This is a genomic window from Streptomyces sp. V4I8, assembly GCF_041261225.1.
Lineage (GTDB): Bacteria > Actinomycetota > Actinomycetes > Streptomycetales > Streptomycetaceae > Streptomyces.
Window position 1 is genome coordinate 5,206,178 of the sequence record NZ_JBGCCN010000001.1, and the last position, 11,472, is coordinate 5,217,649.

Sequence of the window (11,472 nt, forward strand, 5' to 3'; positions counted from 1 at the left end):
GCTCCGTCAGTCCCCGATGACGACGAGCTCCTCCACCGAGTCATGGCGTATGCGCTCGGACGGGATGCCTACGTCTCGCAGCACGTCCACGCCGCTTCGGATCATGCCGGGCGGCCCGGAGACGTAGGCGTCGTATTCGGACCAGGGCCCGTACTGGCGTATGGCTTCGGGAAGTTGGAGCAGTCCGTGCCGGTCCACCACCGGGCGGACCTCCAGCCAGGGGTGGGTCTGCTTGAGCCTGAGCATGGTGTCGATGTCGTACAGGTCCTGGTCGGTGCGGGCGCCGTAGAAGACCTCCACCGGTCGGCGGTCGCCGTGCTCGGCGACGTCCTCGACCAGTGCCTTGATGGGCGCTATGCCGGTGCCTCCGCCCAGACAGAGCAGACCGCTGTCGGAGGTGTGGTCCACGGTCATCGAACCGGCCGGCGGCCCGAGCCGGATGATGTCCCCCGGCCGGGCGCGATGCACCAGCGCATTGGAGACCCAACCGGCGGGCACGGCCTTTACATGAAACGTCAGCAGGCCGTCCGAGCGGGGCGTCGAGGCGAAGGAGTAGTGCCGCCAGATCCTGGGCCACCAGGGCGTCTCCAGGCTCGTGTACTGCCCGGCGAGGAAGGGATAGGGCTGGTCGGGGCGGACGGTGAGGACCGCTACGTCCGACGTTCTGAGGTCGTGCGACACGACCTCCGCGTACCACCAGGCGGGGGCGCGCAGTTCGTCCGTCGCCGCCGCGTCGATCATGACCTGCGAGATCGTCGTGTACGTCCGGACCCAGGCGGCCTCCGTCTCGCCGTCCCAGACGCCGCCGGCGTACTTACTCAGCGCGCCGATGAGGCACTCGCCGACGGCCGGATAGTGCTCGGCCCGGGTGCCGTACTTGCGATGACCGCGGCCGAGGTTCTGCAGATAGTCGACGAGAACAGGGGTGTTGTCGATGTGCTCGGCCGCAGTGAGCAGCGCCTTCAACAGCCGGTCCCGCTGGGTGTCCATCGCAGGCGGGAACAGGGACCGCAGATCGGGGTGGCGTACGAAGAGCAGCGCGTAGAAGTAGGAGGTGACCTTGTCGGCCACGGGGCCGATCTCGGCCATCGTCCGGCGGATCAGGACGGCGTCGGGGGAGACGGGTTGGGCCGACGCCGGGCGCTGGGCCGGCACGTGTACCTGTGAGGAGGGCGGGGCGAGGGCGGTGAGGCCCGATATCTCCGGCGGTGCTGCGATCGCCTGGGCGGAGGCTCGCGGCGCTTGCCCTGGGGACGGGGCGTGGGCGGGCGTCGACAGCGTGGGCGATATAGGGCTCGGAGCGTCCGCGCCGGGGGTAGGTATCGCCGCTGGCGCCTCTCGCTCCGGGGCCAGGCGTCCAGCGGGGTCCGGTGGGGCGGAGGCGGGCTCGGCGGCCGCCGGGGTGGGCCGTGCCGGGGTGGCCGTCGGAGCGGGCTGCGTGCCGTCCCGGGGCGGCGGGGCCGTGTCGTCGCCTGTCGCCGCCCTGCCCACCGGGCGCATCGCTGCCAGGCGGCTGCCCTCGGCCGTCTCCTGTTCACTGCCCGGGGTCGTCGCCGGCTGCTTGCGCGGCGTGAACCAGCCGCCCCCGCCGCCGGAAGTGCCGTTGTCGGCCGACGTGGTGGTCGGAGCGTCCATGGTGTGCCTCGCCTCGAACATCTTTCGGTCGGTCTGCGCACTTCCTCGATCGGAAGGTGCCTGCTTCCCCCGCGACGGCTTGCATTCCCCGTTCGTTGCCGCAACCAATACGGCCACATTCAACCCGTATCCACACTCGGTACGGACAAGTAAGGCGAGAGTGTGACATTGGCCGCAGTGTTCTCACCGCAGCATCCCATCGCGCAGGAACGCCTGGCCGCATAACCGAGAACGCGGGTCTTCGATCTCTCCGTCCCGTTAGGCTGCATTGCCTTGCGCTCGGTCCGCGCCGTGAGCCTCCATCACAGCTCGGACACGAACCGGAGTCGACCATACCGGCCGCTGCCCCGATCACAAGTCCCCCCTTCATCCCTCACTAACTGGGCGAGGGGACGAAGGGGCAATTCCTTCAATTACCGGCTGCTGCGTACCAATTCATAGGCTTCCCACAGATCCATCCCCATATAGGAGTGGGTCGCGAGTCCGGCCAGATGACGGTCCGCGTTGACGGCGACGGATACCGGTACGGCATCGAACAGATCTCTGTCCGACAGCGAGTCGCCATAGGCAACGCATTCGGCCCGGGTCACGCCGAACTCCTGGCAGAGCCGGTCGGCGATCCGCACCTTGGCAGCGGCGCTGAGAACTCCTGCCGGGTCGACGGGCTGGGTGAACGGCACGACTGGAAAGCGGGAACCGTACGCCGCGTGCGCGCCCCAGCCCGTCAGCCGCTCCACGAAGAAGGAGGGTGAGAGGGATACGACGGCGCAGTAGTCGCCCTGTCCCCTGATCTCCGCCCAGACCTCACGGATCCGGGTCAGCCAGGGAGCACCCTCGAAAGCGGCCGCCACATGGGCCTCGGTGAGATCCATCCAGAGCGCATGGACCCGCCTCGCATACTCCGGAGGCCCGATCAGCCCCGCCGAGATCTCCCGGTCGAGCGCCACGGTCTCCGCTTCCAGCCCGAGTTGCCGTGAGATCTCCACGGGGGCCGACGTTCCGTGCAGGAGCGTGCCGTCGAGGTCGAAGAGGTGAAGTCTCGCCATGGGCCATGAGGCTAACGGGGCATGCTGTCGCTCCCCCGGGCGGAGATCGGTGACAGCCCGACCGTCGCCGGACCTCTCGGAGGCCGGCTCGCCGAACACACGTGATGGCCGCCCGACGTTCGTCCATGTTTCACGTGAAACACCCAGCGTCCGTCGGCACGCTGCTCGGTGGGCCATGGCATGGCCAAAAGCTCGTACGTCTCCCTGGAAACGGCTGGACGACCAGGGCAGTCGTCAGACAGCCTGACCTGCGTGCCGACTCCTTCCCTCGCCGCTCTGCCCATCCGCCGTCTGACGCCTCGCGACCTCAACGCCTGCGCTGACTTGTCCGAGGATCGGGGCTGGCCCCGTGAGGAACACAAGTGGGGGTTCCTTCTGACAGCTGGGAAGGGCTACGGGATCGACGACCCCGCCGGCGGGCTCGTCAGCGCCTGCGTCGTCACGGAGTACGGACCGCGGGACCGCCCCGACCTCGCGGCCATCGGCATGGTCCTGGTCGCGGAACGTCATGCCCGCCAGGGCATCGGACGCCGGCTGATGCAGCACGTCATCTCCGCGATGAGTACGACCCCGCTGACGTTGCACGCGACGCCGTACGGCCGGCCGCTCTACGAGGAGCTCGGCTTCAAAGTCACCGGCCGGGCGGAAATGGTCGTCGGGCACTTCAGGCCCGGCGCCCCGGAGCCCTCGGTCACCACGCGTTCGGCCAACGCTGAAGACCTCAGCGCGATCCTTCGGCTCGACGAGGAGGTGTTCGGCGCCGATCGCACGCACATCATCACGCGGCTGCCCGCATTCGTGGACCAGCTGCGCGTCGCCGAGGAGAGCAGCCGGATCATCGGCTACGCCGGCGCCTGGCCCAATATGGCCACCCAGGTCGTGGGCCCGCTGGTCGCCCGCGACACGGCAACCGCGCAGGCGCTCATCGCGTCCCTCGCCGCCCACACTGACCGACCGTTGCGCACTGATATCGACGTACGCCATGAGGAGCTGCTGACCTGGGCGAAGGCGCACAGCCTGGCATCCGTCGGCTTCAACGCGGTCATGACGTCCGGCATCTCGGAACTGCCCGGCGACTGGACCCGGCGGTTCGCTCCGCTCACGGTCGCGGCGGGCTGAGGCACTGAGCAGCGGGCTGAGCCCCTCATGGAAAAACGCCAGCCCGGTCGGGGGCCGGCGTTTCCTCATCTACGCGGGGATGCCGTCAGGCGATACGGAGGTCCGCCGTCACGCGTACCAAGTCTGCCGTCAGGCGAGTGCCTCGATCGCGGCCGACGCGAACTCATGGTCCTGGTCCGGCGCGCCGCCGCCCACCCCGATCGCGCCGATCAGCCGGCCGTCCCGATGGATCGGCACACCGCCCGCGATGAAGAGCAGCGGCCGGTCCAGGGCGGTGGGCAGGGTGTGGAAGAGGCCACCGGGCTGTACGGCGTCGACGAGATCGGCGGTGGGGGCGCCGAGCTGGAGTGCCGTGTAAGCCTTGCGGGTGCTGGTCTCCCCGGAAATCAGCACAGCCCGGTCGTCCCGTCGGAACGCGAGCAGATGACCTCCGGCATCGAGGATGGTGACGCTGACCGTCACCCCGGCGGCTTCGGCAGCCCGGTGGGCGGCGGCAACGAGGAGGTCGGCGTCCTGGGTGCTCAAGGGGGCGACGGCGAGGACGGTGCTGCTCATGGGGATTCCATACCTTTCTTCGTAGGGATGTTCGGGTCATTCGTAAGATCGGAGCACCCAGGGGCGCTGGGTATGGCTGTCATGGTGTAGCCGTTGTCGTGGCTCAAGGAGATTGGCCGCCCAGCGCCCGCGACGACTCGACCGCTAATTGGGATACGCGAACCGATCGCTCGTATGGACACGTCGGCGAGGTCGTCTGCTGGAAACGAAGACAGGCGCGTTGACGGAGGAGGACCTGGTGCCCGAACTGTGGGCCGGGACGGATGCGGGCAAGGCCGAGCACCACTGCACGGCGATCGACACGGACGGGAAGACGGTGCTCTCCCGCCGCGTGCCGAACAACGAGACCGAACTGCTGGAACTGCTCGGCGACGTCCTGGAGCTGGCCGACGGTGATCCGGTCACGTGGGCTGTCGACCTGAACGCGGGCGGGGCCGCCCTGTGGATCGCGCTCCTGGTCAACCACGGTCAGAAGCTGCTCTACATCCCCGGCCGGACGGTGCACCATGCCTCGGCCGCCTACCGGGGCAGCGGGAAGACGGACGCGAAGGACGCCTTCGTCATCGCCGACACCGCCCGCATGCGCCGTGACCTGCAACCGCTTCAGGAGACCGGCGAGACCGCGGTGGACCTGCGGATTCTGACCGCCCGACGCATCGACCTGTCGGCCGACCGCACCCGCGCGATCAACCGGCTCCGCGCCCAGATGCTGGAGTACTTCCCCGCACTGGAGCGGGCCTTCGACTACAGCGAGTCCAAGAGTGCGCTCATCCTGCTGACGGGCTACCGGACTCCGGCCGCGTTGCGACGGATCGGCAGGGCCAGGCTGGCGACCTGGCTCAAGAACCACGGCGTGCGCACCAACGCGACGGCCAGGAGCACGGCGGTGACCGCGGTCACCGCCGCGGAGGCCCAGTTCACTGCTGTCCCCGGGGAGAAGACCGCTGCGAAGATGGTCCACACCCTGGCCAGGGAGGTGATGTCCCTCGACCAGGAGATCGCCGAGCTCGAAGCCCTGATCGAGGGCCGGTTTCGCGAGCATCCCGACGCCGGAGTGATCACCAGCATGCCCGGCATCGGCGACATGCTCGGTGCCGAGTTCATCGCTGCCACCGGCGGCGACATGGCTGCCTTCGGCAGCCCCGACCGCCTCGCCGGCGTCGCCGGCCTCGCACCCGTCCCGCGGGACTCGGGCAAGATCAGCGGCAACCTCCGCCGACCACACCGCTACAGCCGAAGACTCCTGCGGATGTTCTACCTCTCCGCCCAGGTCGCCGTCATGCGCTGCCCCGTCTCCAAGGCGTTCTACCGGCGCAAGCGCGATGAGGGGAAGTCCCACAAGCAGGCGATCCTGGCCCTCGCCAGACGTCGGTTGAACGTGCTCTGGGCCCTCATACGCGACGGCCGGAACTTCGACGCCTGCCTGCCTGGACCAGCTGCTGCCGCGGCGTGAGAAAGCTCCCGCGAGCCTCTCACGACGGCTTGACAGCATCATTGGGAATCTCCTTGCGGGGGTGGGGAGCTGAGGTGGACTGCCTGGGGGCTGCTGCGGGGCCGGATGTGCGGGGCGGCCCTGACCCGCACACGGCTCGATTCAGTGGTGTACGACGGCTCGCTGCTCGAGAGACGCAGCACCCGTGACGACGGTGCTGGAAGACGCTCCGGCGCGGCGCTCCAGTGCGGCCGAGAGGAACGCGAGCAGCAGCGCGGCCGCGGCGAGGGCGGCGCCCACCCAGTTGGGGGACGTGTAGCCGAAGCCGGCGGCGATGACGATGCCGCCGAGCCAGGCGGAGAGGGCGTTGCCGAGGTTGAAGGCGCCGATGTTCACGGCCGAGGCCAGCGTCGGGGCGCCGTGTGCCTGGTCCAGGACGCGCTTCTGCAGCGGGGGAACGGTGGCGAAGCCCAGGGCGCCGATGAGCGCGATGGTGACGGCCGCGAGGACCTTGTTGTGGGCCGTGAGCGTGAAGAGCGCGAGCACGACGGCGAGGGCGCCCAGGGAGATGTACAGCATGGGCATCAGCGCTCGGTCGGCGTACTTGCCGCCGACGAGGTTGCCTCCGACCATGCCGAGCCCGAACAGGACCAACAGCCAGGTGACGGAGCCGTCGGCGAAGTCGGCGACATGCGTCATCATCGGCGCGATGTAGGTGATGGCCGCGAAGACGCCGCCGAAGCCGAGGACCGTCATCGCCATGGCGAGCAGGACCTGGGCGTTCTTGAACGCGGCCAGCTCGTGGCGCAGGCGTACGCCCTGCTGCTTGGGCAGGTCGGGGACGAGCTTGGCGATGCCGGCAAGTCCGACGACGCCGAGCGCGGCGACGATGCCGAAGGTGACGCGCCAGCCGATGGACTGCCCGACGAGCGTGCCCAGCGGGACGCCGACGACATTGGCGACGGTCAGACCGGTGAACATCATCGCGATCGCCCCGGCCTTCTTGTCCGGGGCGACCAGCTCGGCCGCGACGACCGAGCCGATGCCGAAGAAGGCGCCGTGGGCGAGCGAGGCGACGACCCGGCCGATCAGCATGACGAAGAAGGCGGGGGCGAGTGCGGACAGCAGATTGCCGACGATGAACAGTCCCATCAGCAGCATCAGCATCCGCTTGCGGGAGACCTTGGTACCGAGCACGGTCATCAGGGGAGCGCCCAGGACCACGCCGAGCGCGTAGCCGGTCACCAGAAAGCCTGCGGTGGGGATGGAGACCCCGAAGTCGCCCGCGACCTCGGGCAGCAAGCCCATGATCACGAACTCGGTCGTGCCGATTCCGAAGGCCCCGATCGCGAGGGCCAGAAGCGCGAGAGGCATAAAGGGATGCACCTTCCCGAAGATTGCAGGAGCGCTTTACGTGTGGAGACAATACTTGCAGACGCTTCATACTTGCGAGCGCAGGCTATTGCGTCCCTGCTCTACTCTGGCTTCAGCCGCTCCGTGACGAAGGACTACGCGATGACAGCGACGGACCTCGCGCTCACCGCGCTGGCCCAGGGCTGGTGCGCCCTCTCCCTGCTGCACGGCAGGATCGAGGCACACATCGAGCGGGCCCTGCAGGCCGGGCACGACCTGAGCGTGCGCGAGTACTCCCTGCTCGACGTCCTCAGCCGCCAGCACGACGGCGAAGGCGGCCACCTGCAGATGAAGCAGGTCGCCGACGCCGTCGTCCTCAGCCAGAGCGCCACCACCCGCCTCGTCACCCGCCTGGAAGACCGCGGCCTGCTCTCCCGCTACCTCTGCCCCACCGACCGCCGCGGCATCTACACCGACGTCACCGAAGCAGGACTCACCCTCCTCGAAGAGGCACGCCCCACCAACGACACGGCCCTGCGCCAAGCCCTCGACGAAGCCGCGAAGAACCCCGAACTCGCCCCGCTGGTCCGCGTCGTGGAGTCGCTCCCGGCACCCGCATAGGGTGCGATCATGGGAGATCTTGAGATACGAGCCGCCGTCGCCGATGACATCCCCTCGATCGTCGGGATGCTCGCGGACGATCCACTGGGCGCCCAGCGCGAGTCACCGGACGACCTGACGCCGTACCTGGCCGCACTGGAACGGCTCAGCAGTGACCCGAACCAGCACCTGGTGGTCGCTGTACGCGAGGGCCGCGTCGTCGGCACGCTCCAGCTCACGGTCATTCCCGGGCTGTCCCGCAAGGGCGCGACCCGTTCCATCATCGAAGGCGTACGCATCCACGCCGATGAGCGCGGCAGCGGCCTGGGGACACAACTCATCGAGTGGGCGGTCGCTGAATCCAGGCGTCAGAACTGCCAGTTGGTGCAGCTGACCTCCGACAACACCCGTACCGACGCCCACCGCTTCTATGAGCGTCTTGGCTTCACGGCCTCGCATGTGGGCTTCAAGCTCCAGCTGTGACACGGCAAGGCGCCATACGGTGAGGCGCCTGTTTCACGTGAAACAGGCGCCTCACCGCCCGCAGCGATAGCCGACGACGCAGGGACCGTCAGAACGAGCCGCTCCCCCGCCACCCGTCCGGATCCACTCCGCCCGGGACGGCAGCCCCCTCGTCGTACGGCTGACGTGTGAAGACGAACGATCCGAGGTCCAGATGGTCCACCGCCCCGTCCGGGCGTCGTACGGCCCTCAGGAGCTCTCCGGCGTAGTAGCCCTCCAAGCCCGTCCAAGTACCGTCACCGTTTGACCGGAATCGCGAGCGACGGCCCTTGCCGGACAACGGCTCCAGCGAGAGCAGTCCGTCCGCGGCCAGTCGCAGGGCGAAGGCATGCGTCCCCCAGTACCACTGGCCGGCCAAATCCAGGAGCGTCGATCCGGCTTCGGACATCGGGCGCCATGGCTCGGGAATGTGCGGCTCGGCGTCGGCGACGATACGCACGAGATCGGCGGCGACCGAGAACACCAAGGGCCCAGATGTGCAGTTGGCCATGACGACGGCAGCCAGGTCGTCCTCCACACTCACCATGAGGCAGGCGAGGAAGCCCGGGAGAGAGCCTGTGTGTCCGACGAGGGTCCTGCCGTCCTGGTGCCGGATCTCCAGGCCCAGGCAGTACGCATAGCCACTCGCCACATCCGCCGCCTCGGGCGGAGCCGCCGGTGTCCTCATCTCCCGCAGCGACTCGGCGCTCAGTACACGGTCGTCGCCGTTGATCAGGAAGGTCGCGAACCGGGCCAGGTCGTCGGTCGTCGACCACAGTTGACCGGCCGATGCCATCCGGCCGAGGTCTTCGACGGGCTCGGGAAGCATCACGTCGGCCCATGGATGCACCGCCCAGCCGCCCGCGTGCGGTGTCTGCGGTCGCGTACTCGTCCGGCTCAGCCCCAGGGGTTCGAGCACTTCACGCCGGAGCACGTCCTCCCACGGAGCTGCTCTCAACTTCTCGACCAGTGCGCCCAGCAGCGTGTAGCCGGGGTTCGAGTAGTGGAAGCGGCGGCCGGACGGATGCAGAAAGGGCTGTTCACCCAGGACGTCGGAGAGCTCGGGCCGTAGGGATCCGGGGGTCCGTTCCCACCAGGATCCCGGTGCCTCAGCCGCCAACCCGCTGGTGTGCGCCAGCAGTTCGGCGATCGTCGACTCCCCGGCGCCGGTGCCGGGCAGATGCTTCTCCAGCGGGTCACCGAGGTCCAGCAGGCCCTCGTCCCGCAGTCGCAGGACGAGAACAGCGGTGAAGGTCTTGGTGATCGAGCCGATGCGGTACTGCACGTTCTCGTCCGGCGCGTGCCCGTCCATCGAGGTACGCGAGCCGTGCCACACCGCCTGGCCGTCCCGTACGACCACGGCGACCAGAGAGGGCGCACGTCCTTCGGCCTGAGCCACGGCGATACGGTGCAGCAGCGCCCGGCGGGTGGCGGGGAGAAGCTCTTCCTGAGGTGTCGTCATGCCCCCAGTCCACCCCGTCGGCCATAGGGGAGTCGAGCGTATAACCGCGAAGCTCACACCCCCGTCGCGGTCCCCGATCAGGTCTGCGCCATGTCCACGAATCGTGAGTAGTGGCCCTGGAAGGCAACCGTGATCGTCGCCGTAGGGCCGTTACGGTGCTTGCCCACAATGATGTCCGCCTCGCCGGCGCGGGGCGACTCCTTCTCATAGGCGTCCTCACGGTGCAGCAGGATGACCATGTCGGCGTCCTGCTCGATGGAGCCGGACTCACGCAGGTCGGACACCATCGGCTTCTTGTCCGTGCGCTGTTCGGGACCACGGTTGAGCTGGGAAAGCGCGATCACCGGGACCTCCAGCTCCTTCGCAAGGAGCTTGAGATTACGGGACATGTCCGAGACCTCCTGCTGACGGCTCTCGGAACGCTTTGAACCACCGGCCTGCATCAGCTGCAGGTAGTCGATGATCACAAGCTTGATGTCGTTGCGCTGCTTCAGCCGACGGCACTTCGCTCGGATCTCCATCATCGACAGGTTCGGGGAGTCGTCGATGTAGAGCGGCGCCGCCGAGACCTCCGGCATCCGGCGCGCCAGGCGGGTCCAGTCCTCGTCCGTCATGGTGCCGGAGCGCATGTGGTGCAGGGCCACGCGCGCCTCGGCCGACAGCAGACGCATCGCGATCTCGTTGCGCCCCATTTCGAGGGAGAAGATGACGCTCGCCAGGTTGTTCTTGATGGATGCCGCCCGTGCGAAGTCCAGCGCGAGCGTGGACTTACCCATGGCGGGACGAGCCGCGATGACGATCATCTGGCCCGGGTGCAGGCCGTTGGTGAGTGAGTCGAGGTCCGTGAACCCGGTGGGCACACCGGTCATCTCGCCGGTGCGGGAGCCGATCGCCTCGATCTCGTCGAGCGCGCCCTCCATGATGTCGCCGAGCGGCAGATAGTCCTCGCTGGTGCGCTGTTCGGTGACCGCGTAGATCTCTGCCTGGGCACGGTTGACGATCTCGTCGACGTCGTCGTCGGCCGCGTATCCCATCTGGGTGATGCGTGTACCGGCCTCCACGAGACGGCGCAGGACCGCGCGCTCGTGCACGATCTCCGCGTAGTACTCGGCGTTCGCCGCCGTCGGCACCGTCTGGACGAGGGTGTGGAGATAGGAGGCGCCGCCGACCTTGTTGATCTCACCGCGCTTGGTGAGTTCGGCGGCAATCGTGATGGGGTCGGCCGGCTCACCCTTGGCGTAGACGTCGAGGATCGCCTGGAAGATCGTCTCGTGCGCGGGCTTGTAGAAGTCGTGGCCCTTGAGGACCTCGACCACGTCGGCGATGGCGTCCTTGGACAGCAGCATGCCGCCGAGGACGGACTGCTCGGCGTCGAGATCCTGCGGCGGCACCCGCTCGAAGGCCGAACCGTCTCCGTCCCACCGGCCATTGTCCCGGCCGCGATCGTGCTGCTCGTCGCGTCCCCGGCCGCCGTCGTCACGCCGACGGGAGGCGGGCAGACGATCACTTGGACCGCTGTCGGCCCACGGGTCGTCCAAGGGCTCGGAAATACTCACCGAGCCACCTCCTCCCGTCCGCCGAGCGGACCTCGCCGTGCCCCTCAGTTCTACGGCACGCCACTGACAATCAAGAGGCCCAACTCCGGTTCTGGCACGTCGGTTTTGTGAGGGTTTCCCGGCCGACAGACGGAGTGGGCGCCGGACAACGGTAGGCCTGCGGGCACCGTCAGCCAATCTGGTTATCCACAGGCCATGTGGACGACGGCCCGG

At 68.3% G+C, this 11,472-nt stretch carries 10 protein-coding genes; 4 read left to right on the forward strand and 6 right to left on the reverse strand.

Annotation, left to right across the window (positions count from 1 at the left end; translation table 11 throughout):
• Positions 1 to 6: 6 nt before the first annotated feature.
• Together ABIE67_RS23610 and ABIE67_RS23615 are read right to left on the reverse strand one after the other, a co-directional pair.
• Positions 7 to 1,635, reverse strand: coding sequence for a globin domain-containing protein (locus ABIE67_RS23610; protein WP_370260549.1), 1,629 nt, complete (start codon positions 1,633 to 1,635; stop codon positions 7 to 9).
• A 413-nt stretch (positions 1,636 to 2,048) separates the two neighbouring features.
• Positions 2,049 to 2,681 carry an HAD family hydrolase gene (locus tag ABIE67_RS23615; protein ID WP_370260550.1) on the reverse strand — a complete coding sequence of 211 codons (633 nt, stop codon included), beginning with the start codon at positions 2,679 to 2,681 and terminating at the stop codon, positions 2,049 to 2,051.
• Positions 2,682 to 2,933: 252 nt separating this feature from the next.
• Here ABIE67_RS23615 and ABIE67_RS23620 point away from each other — a divergent pair, with 252 nt between their 5' ends.
• Entirely contained in the window at positions 2,934 to 3,800 is an 867-nt protein-coding gene (locus ABIE67_RS23620; RefSeq protein ID WP_370260551.1) for a GNAT family N-acetyltransferase, read from the forward strand.
• Positions 3,801 to 3,929: 129 nt separating this feature from the next.
• Here the strand turns inward: ABIE67_RS23620 and ABIE67_RS23625 are convergent, their stop codons facing one another.
• Positions 3,930 to 4,355: a heme-binding protein gene (locus tag ABIE67_RS23625; RefSeq protein ID WP_370260552.1), complete on the reverse strand. Its 426-nt coding sequence runs from the start codon at positions 4,353 to 4,355 to the stop codon at positions 3,930 to 3,932.
• A gap of 238 nt (positions 4,356 to 4,593) precedes the next feature.
• Between ABIE67_RS23625 and ABIE67_RS23630 the strand changes: the two genes are divergently transcribed.
• Positions 4,594 to 5,808 carry an IS110 family transposase gene (locus tag ABIE67_RS23630; protein ID WP_370260553.1) on the forward strand — a complete coding sequence of 405 codons (1,215 nt, stop codon included), beginning with the start codon at positions 4,594 to 4,596 and terminating at the stop codon, positions 5,806 to 5,808.
• Positions 5,809 to 5,949: 141 nt separating this feature from the next.
• On the opposite strand, the gene ABIE67_RS23635 is transcribed toward ABIE67_RS23630, so the two are convergent.
• The gene (locus tag ABIE67_RS23635; protein ID WP_370260554.1) at positions 5,950 to 7,161 is read right to left on the reverse strand and encodes an MFS transporter; all 1,212 of its coding nucleotides are present in this window, start codon (positions 7,159 to 7,161) and stop codon (positions 5,950 to 5,952) included.
• Positions 7,162 to 7,302: 141 nt separating this feature from the next.
• Between ABIE67_RS23635 and ABIE67_RS23640 the strand changes: the two genes are divergently transcribed.
• Together ABIE67_RS23640 and ABIE67_RS23645 are read left to right on the forward strand one after the other, a co-directional pair.
• Positions 7,303 to 7,761 carry a MarR family winged helix-turn-helix transcriptional regulator gene (locus ABIE67_RS23640; protein WP_370260555.1) on the forward strand — a complete coding sequence of 153 codons (459 nt, stop codon included), beginning with the start codon at positions 7,303 to 7,305 and terminating at the stop codon, positions 7,759 to 7,761.
• 9 nt (positions 7,762 to 7,770) lie between these two features.
• Positions 7,771 to 8,223: an N-acetyltransferase family protein gene (locus ABIE67_RS23645; RefSeq protein ID WP_370260556.1), complete on the forward strand. Its 453-nt coding sequence runs from the start codon at positions 7,771 to 7,773 to the stop codon at positions 8,221 to 8,223.
• Between the two features lie 88 nt (positions 8,224 to 8,311).
• Here the strand turns inward: ABIE67_RS23645 and ABIE67_RS23650 are convergent, their stop codons facing one another.
• Positions 8,312 to 9,703, reverse strand: coding sequence for a serine hydrolase domain-containing protein (locus ABIE67_RS23650; RefSeq protein ID WP_370260557.1), 1,392 nt, complete (start codon positions 9,701 to 9,703; stop codon positions 8,312 to 8,314).
• A 77-nt stretch (positions 9,704 to 9,780) separates the two neighbouring features.
• On the reverse strand, positions 9,781 to 11,259 hold the full coding sequence (gene dnaB, locus ABIE67_RS23655) for a replicative DNA helicase (protein WP_370260558.1): 1,479 nt from the start codon (positions 11,257 to 11,259) through the stop codon (positions 9,781 to 9,783).
• Positions 11,260 to 11,472 lie beyond the last annotated feature (213 nt).